The following is a 16,078-nucleotide window of genomic DNA, read 5'->3' as shown; positions in this document are numbered from 1 at the left end:
TACAATTTCACGCTGCTTTGCTCACCAAAAGCGACTTGGTAGAATGCCTAGCAAAAGCCTCTGCAATGATTTCTGACATCACTTGAGCAAACGGGATACCAGAAAAATGCAGGATAGTTCCAACAGAGGTCTCGTAAGGTTTTTCATTTTCAGCTTCTCTAGAGTCATATTCTTCAGAAATAGGAATAGAAGATAAAGCACAGTTAGGATTCACCTCAAGAACAAACAGTTCTTGGGAAACTTTATCCATTCGCACATCAACTCGTCCGTATCCATTGCCACCAACAGCACAGTAGGCACGCTTGCTTAATTCGCAAAGTCTTTCTTGCAATTCTGAAGTAACCAATTGATAGTGACAGAGTGGTTCTTGAGGTGAAAGAGAACTTTCTTGTTCATCTTTTTCTCTGTCGTAAGCCAAAAATTGTTCGGTTTCTGGCAAGCTGGAGTGAAACACTCGTTCCATAGGTGGATAGACTTTAATGTGTTCTGGTTTCTGAGCAGAACCGACAATGAAAACTGTAAACTCAGAACCATTGATAAACCGTTCCACAAAGATGCTGTCCGGTGGGAATTGCATCCCGTGCTGTCCAAAGAGCAAGCGTTGAACTTGTACTCTCACCTGCTCATCGCTGAAAACTACTGAACTTAAGGAAATTCCATGACTCCCATAAGAGGTTGCAGGTTTCACAATCAGAGGAGTGCCAAGTCGCTTACACACTCCTTCCATGTGGTTGATGTTAGTAATGACTTCATAGGGAGCAGTAGCCACACCTGCATCGACCAAATCACGCTTCATTAAAATTTTGTTGTCACACAAATGGCAAAAGTTAGCATCTGCTCCTGTAAAAATAATCCCTTTTTTTTCCAAGAGTTTCACCAAAGAAAAACCTGGGTAGCCATCAAGCTCTTCAAATCCATCGCAATAATTTAAGACTAATGGAATGTACTCTTTACTAGAAGCCGCCACATCCTCAACAATTGCGTGCATATTCTCCAAGGTGAGCGGTTGCCACTTCCAGGCTATACCAAGCTCTGCAAAGACATCTGCCAGTTCCTGACGATAAGCAGAATGGTCGTAGAATTCGCTAATCATCCCTTGTTCCGTGACGCGGTAGGGAATAAACACCCAAACAAATAGCTTATTGCTAGATACAGGCAATTTCTGAAACATTGATATTTTCTTCATGAATTGGTTGCAAAACTGTGGCATAGATTCCTCCTTATTGAATTAAATCTGTAAGTTAACCATTAACAACGAGGCACCCTTTATCCATCACAAACATGACATCTGCACGCAAGGCATGAGCCATTTTGTGGGTAATGACAATCACTGTGCATTTCTGGGCAATGCTCTCTAAAGTTGTCATAATTTCCACTTCTGTTGCGGGGTCTAGCGCTGATGTGGCTTCATCCAGAATCAGAATGGCTGGATTTCTCACCAAGGCTCTAGCTAAAGCAATTCTTTGCCTTTGTCCCCCTGATAACTGTCCCCCTCTGTCGCCAACAGGAGTGTCATAACCTTGAGGTAAAGTCAAAATAAAATTATGAATTTCTGCGGCTTTCGCTGCGGCTTCTACCTCTTCATCACTCGCTTCCAGATAGCCCATGCGGATGTTTTCCCGCACTGAGCCATTAAACAAAATCACCTCTTGAGAAACCAGTCCAATTTGAGAACGCAGTGAGCGTATAGTGCAGTCGCGCAAATCAACTCCATCCAACAGAATACGTCCCTTATCCGGGTCATAAAATCGTGTCAGCAAATTGACAATTGTACTTTTGCCCGCGCCACTCTGACCGACAAATACCGCAAAGTCTCCTTGGCGAATCTTCAGCGATAGATTTTTCACCCCGCCTCTATCTTTGGAGTAGCTAAAGCTAACATTATCAAAGTAAATATCACTCTGAAAATGTGGCAAATCAATCGCACCCGGTGCTTCCTGAACTTCAGGTATTTCCGCCAAAATATCATTGATACGTTGCAGTCCTGTCACTCCATCGATTAAATAAGGCAGCCCCCAGGTAAAGTTGAGGATAGTTGAATGTAAACCGAGCAATAGAACCTGATACGAGACGAGTGTTCCTACTGAAATCCAATTCCCGTAGGTCATCACCGCGCTAAGACTCAAAATAACAAGCTGCACTAAGACAAAAGCGAGACTGGGAATTCTTTGCACTAAGCTAGACAGAAATTTCGCCCGGACGTAAACTCGCTTCAAGTCATTCAACTGGGCAGAAAAATCTTTTGAGACTCGTTTTTCTAGACCGAATATCTTGACAACGGGTTGGGAGAGCAGATTCTCTTCAATTACGCTGGCGATGTGTCCTTCCTTTTGCCGCAGATGATAGCCTTCTTTGGTGGCACGACGGGCAACATTTGCTGGTGCAATTGCACAGAAAGTCAAACCGATGCAACTTAGAACAGCTAACTGCCAGTTAAGGGAAAATAGGAAAACTACCGAAAAAAGGATGTTACTCAGGCAAAAAATAACAACTGGCAGACCAAGTATGAGACTATTTTCTACCTTCTCTGCATCCGCCTGGAAACAGTTAATTATATCCCCGGCTGAACGTCGCCCAAAAAACTCCATTGAAAGGCTTTGGATGCGCTCAAATAGAGAACAGCGGATGTTGTTGAGTAACAGAATCCCCAATTTAGCTGATAAAAAGTCGCCCAGCAAGCCAACAACGATAAATACAATCGCTCCGCCTCCCAAGAGCAACAGAATCCAAACCAGAAGACTATAATTTTGGGGAACAATGGCTGCATCGATAATAAATTTGAAGCTGATCCTCATTGCTGATTCAAATGCTGCCTCAAAAATCTGACTGCTACAAAGGAATATAGCTAGCCATCTATAAGGAGCAATATATTTATAAATTACCCTCACAAAATTCAAAAAACGCATTGGGCTTTGACATAAATGGGTAATATTTGTCCGTATAGAGAGCCTAAATCATTTATCTAAATAGATAGGATAGGGGTAGTGCCAAGAGTACCTATCTCGGAGCGATTGGGACAACCAAACGGGGGATTGTTCCTAGAAAAAATCACACAATTATTTAGACGCGCTATATTGCTTTTGTGTGGGTCGAACCCTCACTTTCACTTGGAAGACAGCTAACTGCACCCATTGTCCTCCCAAATCTTTCGGCACCTTTCAAAAAGTGGGCTCAGTACGAAATTTATTGCCGGACGCTGCTATTGCACCCATACGTCCGCTCTTGAATGCCTTGGCAGCAGTAATACTCGGATTTTTCGAGCTACCACCCTCTGTAGATTCAATTTAATCTTTTTGCCCGCTTCAATCCTCAGTTTGTTTATTTGTCATCTATCTTTAGACATATTTAGCTTAATTCTTTGGAGAGATGCTTGTCAAGGGAAATCTATAAAATTTGTGTAAAGGAAACGTCATGGAAGGTAAAAATTCAACAGTTCCTGGTTTGGACGTGAGTAACGTAGAAAAAGGTTGAGAAGAAAGGCCCCAATTTACATTCACTTCGAGAGCAAATAGTTCTTGAGATAATTAGTACATCCTTATATCCCTCCATCCATAGGGGATTTATTGATATAAAAAAGATGGACGCACTATTGTGTAAATTACGAGCTAAACAATAGCCGTAATTTCACGCTCGATGTGCGATCATCGCCCACACTCAGAACAATAGGTCAGTAATTAAGTAGAACCCCCTTTTGTAGCGTTAACCCCTGACTATAACTGTATCGTTCAAAAGTTATGAAAGGCTATTAATTGCTTCCACAGCTTTTGAGACGCATCTTATCTCTATAATATTTCCCCTCCCCTGCCTTTGTAAGTCGGAAAAGTCGGATCGTAAAGTCGGAAAAGTCGGATCTTACATAATCTATCGAGCTCAGCTTAGGTTAATATCGGCAAAAAAATAGTTGCACGCTATATCACAACTTGTCTCTTAGTAGCCTGATTTTTTTAATTTCCTAACTTTTCGCTTTGTTGCTAGTCGTTAGTGTCGGGAGTGTTCAAGAAATCCGTCAGGCGTGCGGTGAACTAGATGACGGCAGGGCGAGGCATTGTCCACTCCGAACGCACGCCCCAGGACGAGCTCCGTAAAGAAGCCATCCTGCACGGCATCCAAACCTGGGTGGCACTTCCCGATGAACACGAAGGGCGTTGCTTAATCAGGGTATGAAAAAAATAAGTTGAAAATCCAGAAGCTTTGTAGATACTGGTTTCTAGGATTTGCATATTTAGTCTTTCATACCGTAAATCAGCAACGCCGAAAGAAGAAGCCCAAGCTAGGGTGGCAGATCCTTGATCAAAGCGGCGGGGCTGTGGAATAATTGCGGTTTAGCAAAAGCTGCACAATTGTAGCTTGAGTTGATTTAGGTGTGAAGGTAGTGAACGAGGGCGAAAAAATTGCAGAGAACTGTGAAAGGAGTTGCCCAAAAGGTCCGAAAGCTGGGCGGCAGGCTGCCCAGAAGTACGCCCCGGCGCTGGGCGAAGCTGAATCTGCTGGCAACCTTGGTGCGCCGGGACTTGGAAGCTCAATACAAAGGCTCGATTCTGGGCAATTTGTGGCCGCTGCTGAATCAGCTATCGCAATTGGTGATTTACACATACGTATTTTCGATCGTCCTCAAGGTAAAGCTCAGCCTTGCAGGCTTCTCAGAAAACAGCAACATTACATTTGGAGTCTGGCTGTTTGCAGGTTTGCTGCCTTGGAGTGCCTTCACCAGCGGTTTGATCAAGTCGGGAGTATCGGTGGTCGGGCAGCCGAATTTAGTGAAAAAAGTGGTATTTCCTCTCGGTTTGCTGCCGCTAGTGCCGATTTTTACAGCTTTTATTGAAAGTTCTCTGGGTTTAGCTGCTTTGATTGTGATAGTAGTAGCGTCGTCGCAAAAGCTCAACGCTACTTTATGCTTGCTGCCGCTGGTGTGGGTGCCTCAGTTGCTAATCACAGCGGGTTTGGGATATTTGACAGCCGGCTTGACTGTATTTTTGCGAGACATTCCTCAGACATTAGGTGTTATTCTAAATTTTTGGTTTTATTTGACGCCGATCGTCTACCCAGCATCAATCATCCCCCAAGAGTGGCGAGTGTGGATATTTTGGCTGAATCCAATGGCCGCCATCTCTGAGGTTTATCGAGACCTCATACTGCTTGGAGAAGTTAAGCATTGGGGCGAATGGGGTGTCGCAACGCTAATTTCTGCTGCTATATTTTGTGGAGGCTTGACGGTTTACCGGCGTTTGCGTCCCGCTTTTGCTGACGTGCTGTAAATTTGTTTGATATCTACAGTCAATCTAAAATCTAAAATCCCAATAAAGGTTTGTAGTGAGGGCTTTAGTCCTCATAAAAATCAGAGAACTAAAGTCCTCATTACAAATCTATTTTTAGTGAGAGCAGGCATAATATCAATCTAAAATCTAAAATCTAAAATCGGATGACAGAAAATGTAATTTCACTAAAAAATGTTTCCAAATGTTTTAAGCGGTACGATCGTCCAGGAGACCGCTTAAAGGAAATTATTTACCCCAGCAAAAAACTGGCTGACGAATTTTGGGCCCTGCATGACATCAATCTGGAAATTCCTCAAGGACAAACTCTGGGAATAGTCGGTCGCAACGGTTCGGGAAAAAGCACTCTACTGCAAATAATTGTAGGGACGCTGACTCCTACCACAGGAAGCGTGGATGTTAAAGGGCGAGTCTCCGCTTTGTTGGAACTCGGAAGCGGGTTTAACCCGGAATTTACCGGGCGACAAAATGTGTTTTTTAACGCTCAGTTACTGGGATTCAATCAAAAAGAAACTGAAGAAAAATTTGACGATATAGCTGCGTTTGCTGATATTGGCGATTTCATCGAACAGCCAGTCAAGACTTATTCTAGCGGTATGTTTGTCAGGCTAGCTTTTGCCGTTGCGACTAGCGTCGAGCCAGATATTTTGGTGGTTGACGAGGCGCTTTCGGTGGGAGACGAAGCTTTTCAACGCAAGTGTTTTGCCCGCTTGCAAAGCATTCAAGAAGGTGGCGGAACAATTTTATTTGTTTCTCACGCTGCTACTTCTGTGGTGCAACTTTGTACCTCTGCGATTTTAATGGATAGCGGTGAATTGCTGCTCGCTCACACGCCGAAGGTGGTAATTTCTAAGTATCAAAAGCTGATTTATGCCGATCCGGATCAGGTTCTGGGGTTGAAGTCAGATATTCGAGCTCTGAACCAACTGACAAAACAGGAAAATCAAGACCAGCTTCAGGAGGCTAATTTAGAAAGCACAAAGAGGGAAGTTAAACCGGAGCAACATCTCTCTAAACCCAAGGAATATTATGATGAATTTTACGATCCGGGGATGATACCGTCGAATACGGTAAGGTATCCGTCTCGCGGAGCGGAAATTATCAACCCCCACATCGAGACGCTGAAGGGAAATGTGGTAAATCACTTGATCGGTCGTCAAGATTATATTTATACTTACTCTGTCACTTTCTCCCGCTCAACTTCCAAAGTTAGGTTTGGAATGTTGATTAAAACAATTAGCGGTTTTGAGTTGGCGGGTGCTTCTTTGAAGGCTTCTACTCAGTCAGTTAGATATGTGGAAGCAGGAACGACAATTGTAGTAAAGTTTCATTTTAAATGTTTGCTGAATCCCGGTGTTTATTTTCTGAATGCTGGGGTTGTGGGAAGCGTTGATGGAGATTTAACGTATCTGGATCGCTGTGTTGATGTGGCGATGTTTAGAGTTCAGTCTTGTACTGAGTCCTGCGGTAACGGCATCGTTGACTTGCTGATCGAACCGTGTTTAACTGTTGTTAATGCTGATTTTCTAGTGAAAGAGCAGTCAACAGAGGTTATCTAAAATTCTGTAAAAACAATGAGCGATATCAATTTAGATTTAGTCGAAAATTCCGTAATCAAAGCATTTATTCAAGATCAAGCTAAGTTTCCAGAAAATTTTAAACTGAATATCTGCGAAGACGATGAAATGTATTTGTTCAGCTTGAACAACGTCAAAGACGATCGCGATCGGGCTTTGGTGCGCTATTATTCGATCGGGCGTCGCATCTTGGATACAGTTAAACAAGTTGTGGAATGGCATTTTGGCAGTTTTGAAAATGTACCTTCTTTTCTAGATTTTGCCTGCGGTTACGGTCGATTTACCAGATATTTGATTCAGGAAATACCGCCGGAACGAATTTGGGTTTCTGATATTTATGCTAACGCGGTTAAGTTTCAAACTGAATACTTGGGGGTCAACGGTATTGTCTCAACTGGAAAGCCAGAAAATTATTTAATTGACCGCAAGTTTGACTGCATTCTGGCTAATTCTTTTTTCAGCCATATGCCGGAAAGGACTTTTACAAGTTGGTTGCAAAATTTGTACGATTTGTTGACTCCTAACGGCATTTTGATGTTCAGCGTTCACGATGAGTGTTTGCGCCTAGCCAATATAGAAATGCCGGCTAATGGTATTTTGTTTAGTCCTCAAAGCGAAAGTCAGTCTTTAGATAAGGAGGAATACGGCACAACTTATGTAACAGAAAAGTTTGTGAGAGAATGTGTCGAGCGAGTTAGCGGAGGCAAAGCTTTTGTTCACCGCATCAAAAAAGGCATATGCAGATTTCAGGATTTGTATGTTGTCACTAATGAGCTAGTTAGAGATTTTTCGGAGTTGAAATTCAATCATCACCCGGAAGGATATATTGATGTGGCTGCTTTTACGAATAAGGAGAATTTGTATCTGGAAGGATGGGTGGCTGATGTGAATTTCCACGGTCGAGTTGAGGAGCTGCAAGTGCTGGTAAACGGCGAGGTTGTACAGAGGTGCGAGCCTTTTTACAATCGCCCGGATGTGGCTGGATATTTTGAAAATGATGGGGCTTTGCAGTCGGGTTGGAGCTGTTATTTACCCAAAAACACTGTGGCGCTGGAGGATGTGTTAATAGTCAAAGCAATCAATAACTATGGTTTGGAATGGATTCTGGAAACTTGCACTGTTAAATCGCTGGTTAACCAAAGGCAATCGCAGTCTTTATTGGGTTCTACTCAGACAAAACTCAAATTACTTGAGACTCAGTTAGAGTCGGCTAGGATAGAATGGGAGCACAATCAAAGTAAGTTAATGATTGCTGAAACAAAGTTGGAAGAATCTCAAACAAGTTTGCAAGAAGCTCAAACTCAATTAGTTTCAGCTCAAACGCAATTGGAGCAAACTCAAAATCAGTTATTAGCTGTGCAAATGCAGTTGGAAAAAACTGAAAATCAACTAATTAATCTCAAGCAAGAACTAGAGCAAGCGAAGTGTCGAGTTTTAGCAATGGAAAGCAGCAAGTTCTGGAAGATTAGAAGCGCGTGGTTTCAAGTCAGGCGTTCCCTGGGCTTAGCAGGAGAATAGCGAGTAAATTTGGTTGGTGTGGGAATTAGGGCGAGGGAGAGAAATTGTGAGTACAAATGACAGCAAACCGTCGGTTTTTATTGTTACCGGAATGCACCGTTCCGGTACGTCTTTAACAGCTTCTTTGTTTCAGAAAGTCGGGGTTGATATTGGCAAAAAATTAGTGGGTCCGGCCGACGGAAATGTGAAAGGTCATTTCGAGAATGTTGATTTTGTGGAGTTTCACAAAAGTGTTTTGCGATCGCACGGTATTGATGAACTCGGATGTACGTTTGAAAAAACGATTCCGGTAGCAGCAGAATACGTGGAAATCGCCAAACGCGCGATCGACAAAAATCAACAAACTCACAAACATTGGGGTTGGAAAGACCCGCGAACAGCCCTTTTTTGGGATTTTTGGCTGACTTTGCTCCCCGAAGCTAATTTTATCTGTGTTTATCGATCGCCCTGGGAAGTAGTCGATTCCCTTTACCGCCGGGGAACCGATTTCAGCTTGCTGCAAAATCCCGAAATGGCAGTAAAAATGTGGATTCACTACAATCAACAAGTTTTAGAACTTTACGAACGTTTCCCCCATCGCTGTCTCCTAGCCAACGTTTATCCCATCGGCAACACTCCTGAACTTTTCCTCGATCGAGTCAACGAAAAATTTAATGTTAACTTAGGTGCGATACCGGGCGACAATTTTGAAGAATCTTTATTAGTCAACGATATTGTCAAAAGTCACAGACCGAGTTTAATAGAAAAATATTTTCCCGAAGCATTAGAACTATATGAACTTTTGGAAACCCAAGCTGGCAATCTCAGCAGCGAGTCGAAAGGTGCGATCGATCGAGTTATTCATTTCCCAGCATCTCCAATCTGGCCATTTGAAGATTGGCTAAAAATCCGCTTGCTCGAAAAACAGCAAAAAACTAGCTCTTCAGAACTCAAACAGTGGCAAGAACAATTTCACCAGGCCCAGGCAAAAGTGTTGGGATTAGAGGCAGAATTAGGAGAAACTCAAGTACAGCTTGCAGGCAAAGAATCAAATTTTCAAGAAGCTTTAGCAAAACTCCTCGGATTAGAAACAGAATTAGGACAAACTCAGGTACAGCTTGCAGGCAAAGAATCACAATTTCAAGAAGCTTTAACAAAAGTCTTAAAATTAGAAGCAGAATTAGGGCAAACTCAGGTACAGCTTGCAGGCAAAGAATCGCAATTTCAAACAGCTTTAGCGAAAGTATTAGAATTAGAAGCAGAATTAGGGCAAACTCAGGTACAGCTTGCAGGCAAAGAATCGCAATTTCAAACAGCTTTAGCGAAAGTATTAGAATTAGAAGCAGAATTAGGGCAAACTCAGGTACAATCTGAAGAGACTGAATTTATATTGCAGCAAAAGTTAGCTGAGTTAATTCAGCTAGAAACAGCACAAACTCAAAATCAGGAAAGATTAAAGGATACTCTGGAAAAATTAGAAAATTCCCGCCAGGAAAATGAAACTTTTCGGGCAGAACTTGCCATAATCAAGTCTTCAATATGGTGGCAAGTGAGAGAAAAGTTGTGGGAAGTTCAGCGCAAAATCCGCGACTTGTTCCCTAAATTTATTTTTTCGTTAGATCAACCTACTACTTGGCAAGTTTGCGATTCCAACCTGCTAATTGTCGGCTGGGTTTTTCACCAAAAAAGAGATACTACAGCAGTTCGCGCCAGAATTGAAGACCAGAGTTTTGCAGGCGTTTACGGCATAGATAGAAGTGATATAGCGCAAGCACACTCTAATATTGCCGCTGCGAATAAATCAGGCTTTACAATTCAATTGGAAGCGCCTGCCGGACGGCACGAAGTGCTACTGGAAGCGCAAGATGAGCGAGGTAAATGGCATCTTTTGGCAGCTTATCCGTTGTTAGTTTCAACGATTCAAGCATCGTTAGATGTACCGGTGGTGTGGGAACAGCGTCAGGGTCAAATTTTGTTTGCAGGTTGGTGCTGCCACCACGATCGCAAAATTGCTAAATTAAGCTTGTTGTGCGGCGATACTTCTGTAGAATGCGCCTACGGTTTGCGGCGAAAAGATGTCGGCGAAGTGTTTCCTGACTGGGTTAACAGTTCGGAAAGCGGTTTTGAGGCCCTTGTCGATTTGCCGCCAGGGGAATGGCACGTGTCTCTGCAAGCTGAGTTAGAAACCGGGGAAATTTTGTCTTTTCAAGCGCCTAAAAAATTGACTGTGCGGCGCTACCATATTTGGCAGCGAAGTGCAGATAAATTTGAGGAGTTATCAAGGTTTACAGCCGCAATTCAGCAGCGGGCGAAGGAAAGAAAACAGCGTCTCGGCAGAATTGTGCCGATGCCTTGGGAAATTGTGAAAATTCTCCGCCAGTTGGGGAAGATTTATCGGCAGCAAAAACAGTTTACTGCGCCGGGAGATTTGCTGCCACCTGCGGGTTTTATCGTGCCTAAACCTATTGATAGGTATGACGCATGGCTGGAGGTGAATCAGTGGAACGATCGCGCGCGCGATTACTTAATTTCTAGGTTAAAATCCTGCAGGGAACCCCTGCCCAAAATTTCGGTAGTAATGCCAGTTTACAACCCGCAGATAGATTTTCTCGAAAGTGCGATCGATAGCGTAATCAATCAAGTTTATCCAAACTGGGAACTCTGCATTGCCGACGATTGCAGTACCGAATTTACTGTTGCTGACACTTTGAAAAACTGGGTTCAAAAGGACGATCGTATCCGCATCACATTTCGTACAGAAAACGGCAACATCAGCGCCGCCACCAACAGCGCCGCCGCCCTCGCAACAGGCGACATCATCCTGTTTTTAGACAACGACGACGAACTCACTCCCGACGCATTAGGCGAAGTCGCCTTATATTTTGCCTCGCATCCAGCCACCGATTTTCTATACTCAGACGACGACAAAATCGACACTAAAGGTCGCCGATTTGCCCCCCAATTCAAACCGGAATGGTCGCCGGAACTGCTGCTTTCCTATATGTATCTCGGTCATTTGTGCGCCGTAAAAAGACACATTTTTGAAGAAATAGGAGGTTTGCGGATAGGTCTTGAAGGCTCGCAAGATTACGACTTTGCCTTGAGAGCCACCGAAATTTCTCGCCACGTCGCGCACCTGCCGTTAGTGCTGTATCACTGGCGAACCGCACCCGGTTCTACCGCCATATCTGGGGCCGCAAAACCCGCCAGTTTTGCCGCCGGTCAACAAGCCATTCAAGACGCACTAAACCGCCGAAAAATTAATGGCAATGTCGCTCAGCACGCATGGGCGATTAAAGAAAATTTGGGCATATTTGCCCAGGATTTCCCGGATAGTGGCCCATCAGTAACCGTAATTATTCCTACTAAGAATCAGCTTAAATTGCTGAAAGCCTGTCTGGATTCTCTAGAAACTACAACCTATAAAAATTATCAAGTTGCCGTCATCGACAACGAAAGCGACGACCCGAAAACTCTGGAATATTTAAAGCAATTAAATTGCCAAGTTTTGCCTATAAAAAATCCTGGTGGTAAGTTTAGTTTTGCAGCAATTAACAACCGCGCTGCCGAACAAGTTGATAGCGAATATGTGTTGTTTTTGAACAACGATACTGAAGTAATTAACCCCCGCTGGCTGAGTCAAATGGTGGGATACGCTCAAATCCCTGGCGTGGGTGCAGTCGGCGCGAGGCTGTTATATCCCGACGGCAGAATTCAGCACGCGGGCGTAATTCACGGTCTCCATCACGGTTTGGCTGGTCACGCTTTTAAGCTGATGAACAGCGAAAACCGAGGCTATCTTTCTCAAGCGATGGTAACGCGAAATTACTCTGCGGTAACAGCAGCTTGCACGATTACTCCACGTCAATTGTTCTTAGAATTGGGCGGTTTTGATGAGGAGAATTTTGCTGTTGCTTACAATGATGCAGATTACGGATATCGGCTGTTAGAACGGGGTTATCGGTGTGTATATTGTCCCGATGCGGAGTTATTGCACAAAGAGGGAACTTCTAGGGGTTTTACCGACAATCCTCAAGAAGTGGCGGCTTTTAGGCGCAAGTATGCGGGTAAAAATGACAGTTTTTACAGTCCTCACTTGTCTTTAGAAGATGAGTATTTCCATATTCAACCCCGACGGGTTTTTATGAAGGAAGAAGGTTCGGCAACGGATTTTGTAACGGATGTAACGGATGTAACAGATAAGGAAGAAGTAAAATTTAATGATTCTGGTTTGTTGGTAGCAGAAGCAGAGAATTTGATTCATCCTATTAGAGTTTTGATGTGCAGCAATTCGCTGGATTTTACGGGGGCGCCGCTGCATCAGTACGAAATCGCGGTGAAATTGGCGGCTGAGGGTGTGGTTAAGCCGATCGTACTTTGCACAACAGACGGGCCCCTGCGTCAAGCTTACCAACAGCAGGGAATTGAAGTAATTGTGCGCGACAATCCTCTCGAACACATCTACCAGCGCGATGCTTATGATGAAGCAATCCGCAGTTTTAGCACAGAAATTGCCGGTTTAAAAGTAGATGCAATTTATGCCAATACTTTAGAAAACTTTTTTGTAGTTGATGCGGCGCACCAAATCGGAATTCCTGTGGTGTGGAACGTGCACGAAAGCGAACCTTGGCAAACTTATTTTAACAGGTTTGGTTCGGAGATTGCGGCGAGAGCTTTAGAGTGTTTTCGCTTTCCTTACAAGGTAATTTTTGTGGCGGATGCAACGCGGGACAGGTATTTGCCTCTCAACAGCCACCACAATTTTACCGTGATTCACAACGGCTTAGATTTGAGCAAACTGGAAAATTCGGACAATTCTGAATTGGCTAGAAAAAGTTTAGGTGTTGCAGCGGAAGATGTGGTAATTTTGCTGCTGGGAACGGTATGCGAACGCAAAGGTCAGCAGGATTTAGTTAAAGCACTTTCACTTTTGCCTGACAAATGGCACAATAAAATTAGGTGTTTTATTGTGGGCGATCGCCCGAGTATTTACAGCAATAAATTAGCCGATTTGGTGGGGGAGTTGCCAGAAGAGTTGCGGGAAAGGGTGACAGTAGTCCCGGAAACTGGGGAGACTGGAAAATATTACAAATCCGCTGATATTTTTGTTTGCACTTCTCGTGTCGAAAGTTTTCCAAGAGTGATTTTGGAGGCAATGTCTTGCGATTTGCCAATTATTACAACCCCTGTTTTTGGAATTAGAGAACAAGTGAGGCCTGGAATTAATGGTTTGTTTTATACGCCAGATCGCCCGGACGAATTAGGTGCAGCTTTGATTAGTTTACTGGAGGATAAATCTTTACGGCAGCAGTTAGCTGAAAACGCTAAATATGTCTTGGATTCACTTAATACTTTTGAGGAAATGACTCAAGCTTATGCAGAGATTTTCTGCGAAGCATATTTCAGCCGTCATTAGTCATCTTACAGTCCCAGCCTCGGCCCCAGTGAAGGGCAGTAAATCACCTCGTAGACTTTTGGCAGGATTTAATATAATTTGCCAAGAATTGCGGAACATATTGAAAATTGAGCCATCAATACTATAAAATAATCAAAAATGAACGATGATAAAATGACCGATCGCCTAAGAGTAGATTATGAAAGGGCATGGGACAGTTACGCCCAACAGTGGCAAAAAACTAATGCCGAACTTGCCCATATTGGCGACGAATGGATAGGTAAAGCTGCCGGTGCCGCCAACTCCTTAGCCGAATACGAAGCGCTGATAGAACAGCAATTTATTGCACCGTACATCAAAAAAGAACATACGGTTTTAGAAATTGGTATCGGCGGCGGAAAAACTGGTTCGCTGCTGCTGAAATATTGCGATCGACTAATTTGTGCCGACATTTCCAGTCAAATGCTGCAAGCCGCGCGATCGCGCTTGGGAGACGATCGCGTTTCTTACGTCAAACTCGACGGTTTAACATTAGACGGCATCGCCCCAGGTTCAGCCGATGTCTGCTTTTGTTACGATACAATGGTACACGTAGAGCCGGTAGATATATTCAACTATCTGACTCGAATTCCCAAACTGCTGCGAGGCGATCGAATTTGCGTGTTTCACCACACAAATATTTTTAGCGAATTAGGGTGGCAAAAATTCGCCACCGAGTGGGACAAAAACTTGCTAGGGCACAGAGACGGCACAGCCTTTTCAGTTATGACTGATACAATTATGGAAAAATTTCTCCATCATTTAAACTATGAAATCATCCTGAAAAATACATCTTCTGTACCGCGAGATTGCGTCTGGATCTGCAAAGCACCAACCCCCAATGAATAAAACCAAAGCTTTTTAGGTGAATCAATGAATAAAACCAAAGCTTTTAGGTCAATCCAAATATTTTATTCCAACTAATGACAGAAAACAGTCACCAGTTAACAGAAAACAGTCAACAGACAACAGACAACAGTCAATGAAAGCATTATTTCTCCATCCCAACTTTCCCGCCCAATACCGCCACATTATCACGGCTTTAGGCGCCGATCCCAAAAATCAAATTGTTTTCGGCACTAAAAACGAGCGCCCAGAGTGGAACATTCCCGGCGTTCGCAAAGCAGCATTTACCCCCAGCCGGGAACCCCACGCCCAGACTCACCAATACGTCCGCCCTTTAGAAAGTGCCGTCATCTACGGACAAGCCGTATTTAGAATGGCAGAACAACTCAAAGCAGATGGTTTTGTCCCCGATATTATCTGCGGACATTCCGGTTGGGGGCCGACATTGTTTGTCAAAGAAGCCTTTCCAAATACGCCGCTTTTGTGCTATTTCGAGTGGTTTTATCATGCTATTGGTTCAGACGCAGATTTCGACCCAGCGGAACCTTTAACAGTTGACGATATGGCAAGAATTAGAATCAAAAATGCGCCGATTCTGATCGATTTATATTCTTGTGATTGGGGTTTGTCTCCCACTTATTGGCAGCGATCGCAATTCCCGCCCGAACTACAACAAAAATTATCCACACTCCACGACGGCGTAGATACCGATTACTTCAAACCAGACCCCGGTGCTAAACTAATTTTGCCTAACTTAGACTTGTCTGGCGTGGATGAAATTGTCACCTACGTATCGCGGGGAATGGAACCTTACCGGGGTTTTCCTGAATTCATTGAGTCGATCGCCTATGTGCAAGAACGCCGCCCCAACTGTCACGTCGTAATCGTTGGTTCAGAAAGAGTTTGTTACGGGCGTTCTTTACCCAACGGCGAGTCTTACAAAGACTATATGCTCAAAAAAGTCCCCCTAGACTTGTCGCGAGTTCACTTTGTCGGACCCCTACCTTACGGACTGTATTTAAAAGTAATTCAAGCATCCGACGTACACGTTTATTTGACCAGACCTTTTGTGCTATCTTGGTCAATGATTGAATCTCTATCAACCGGATGTTTAGTAATCGGTTCCGACACAGGACCAGTCAGAGAAGTTATCCGCGACGGAGAAAACGGTTTGCTAGTCGATTACTTCTCACCGAAACAAGTAGCCGATCGCATTGATGAAGTTTTAGACCATCCTACCCGCATGGCAGAAATTCGCATCAAAGCCCGTCAAACCGCTCTAGAACGCTACAGTTTAGCTAAAATGCTGCCGCAACATTTACAACTAATTGAGCAAGTAGCAAATCGTTCCATGCCACCTACAGTTGGTATGGAACCAGAACGGGAATTAGCAGCATCTTTTGCAGTGAGAATTTAGCAATAAAGTTGTTCCGCACTAAACGTCTGGTCAT

Annotated in this window: 9 protein-coding genes; 7 read left to right on the top strand and 2 right to left on the bottom strand. The window is 43.7% G+C overall.

Going from position 1 to position 16,078, the window contains the following annotated elements:
• Nucleotides 1-7: 7 nt before the first annotated feature.
• Nucleotides 8-1,210, bottom strand: coding sequence for a hypothetical protein (locus QUA33_RS15570; protein WP_333149346.1), 1,203 nt, complete (start codon nt 1,208-1,210; stop codon nt 8-10).
• Between the two features lie 31 nt (nt 1,211-1,241).
• Entirely contained in the window at nt 1,242-2,906 is a 1,665-nt protein-coding gene (locus tag QUA33_RS15565) for an ABC transporter ATP-binding protein (protein ID WP_333149345.1), read from the bottom strand.
• A gap of 1,120 nt (nt 2,907-4,026) precedes the next feature.
• On the opposite strand from QUA33_RS15565, the gene QUA33_RS15560 reads away from it, so the two are divergent.
• The 7 genes from QUA33_RS15560 to QUA33_RS15530 all read left to right on the top strand — a co-directional run bounded on the left by QUA33_RS15560 (nt 4,027) and on the right by QUA33_RS15530 (nt 16,044).
• A complete protein-coding gene (locus tag QUA33_RS15560; RefSeq protein ID WP_333149344.1) occupies nt 4,027-4,164 on the top strand; it encodes a pirin family protein in 138 nt (45 codons plus the stop codon).
• Nucleotides 4,165-4,403: 239 nt separating this feature from the next.
• The gene (locus QUA33_RS15555) at nt 4,404-5,255 is read left to right on the top strand and encodes an ABC transporter permease (protein WP_333149343.1); all 852 of its coding nucleotides are present in this window, start codon (nt 4,404-4,406) and stop codon (nt 5,253-5,255) included.
• A gap of 164 nt (nt 5,256-5,419) precedes the next feature.
• Nucleotides 5,420-6,832 (top strand): ABC transporter ATP-binding protein, encoded by a 1,413-nt coding sequence (locus tag QUA33_RS15550; RefSeq protein ID WP_333099619.1) that lies wholly within the window; start codon nt 5,420-5,422, stop codon nt 6,830-6,832.
• 15 nt (nt 6,833-6,847) lie between these two features.
• Entirely contained in the window at nt 6,848-8,368 is a 1,521-nt protein-coding gene (locus QUA33_RS15545) for a methyltransferase (RefSeq protein WP_333149342.1), read from the top strand.
• Nucleotides 8,369-8,414: 46 nt separating this feature from the next.
• A complete protein-coding gene (locus tag QUA33_RS15540) occupies nt 8,415-13,763 on the top strand; it encodes a glycosyltransferase (RefSeq protein WP_333149341.1) in 5,349 nt (1,782 codons plus the stop codon).
• Nucleotides 13,764-13,901: 138 nt separating this feature from the next.
• The gene (locus QUA33_RS15535; protein WP_333149340.1) at nt 13,902-14,630 is read left to right on the top strand and encodes a class I SAM-dependent methyltransferase; all 729 of its coding nucleotides are present in this window, start codon (nt 13,902-13,904) and stop codon (nt 14,628-14,630) included.
• 133 nt (nt 14,631-14,763) lie between these two features.
• Nucleotides 14,764-16,044: a glycosyltransferase family 4 protein gene (locus QUA33_RS15530; protein WP_333149339.1), complete on the top strand. Its 1,281-nt coding sequence runs from the start codon at nt 14,764-14,766 to the stop codon at nt 16,042-16,044.
• Nucleotides 16,045-16,078: the final 34 nt, after the last annotated feature.

The sequence above is a fragment of the Microcoleus sp. Pol14D4 genome (genome assembly GCF_036701245.1).
In the GTDB taxonomy this organism is placed as follows: Bacteria; Cyanobacteriota; Cyanobacteriia; order Cyanobacteriales; family Microcoleaceae; genus Microcoleus.
Note: the sequence above shows the minus strand (reverse complement) of the source record. Positions and strands in the feature narration are given on the sequence as shown.

Coding starts and splice junctions, on each gene's coding strand:
- QUA33_RS15570 (WP_333149346.1), bottom strand. CDS start 1,210: ATGCCACAGTTTTGCAACCAATTCATGAAGAAAATATCAATGTTTCAG.
- QUA33_RS15565 (WP_333149345.1), bottom strand. CDS start 2,906: ATGCGTTTTTTGAATTTTGTGAGGGTAATTTATAAATATATTGCTCCT.
- QUA33_RS15560 (WP_333149344.1), top strand. CDS start 4,027: ATGACGGCAGGGCGAGGCATTGTCCACTCCGAACGCACGCCCCAGGAC.
- QUA33_RS15550 (WP_333099619.1), top strand. CDS start 5,420: ATGACAGAAAATGTAATTTCACTAAAAAATGTTTCCAAATGTTTTAAG.
- QUA33_RS15545 (WP_333149342.1), top strand. CDS start 6,848: ATGAGCGATATCAATTTAGATTTAGTCGAAAATTCCGTAATCAAAGCA.
- QUA33_RS15535 (WP_333149340.1), top strand. CDS start 13,902: ATGAACGATGATAAAATGACCGATCGCCTAAGAGTAGATTATGAAAGG.
- QUA33_RS15530 (WP_333149339.1), top strand. CDS start 14,764: ATGAAAGCATTATTTCTCCATCCCAACTTTCCCGCCCAATACCGCCAC.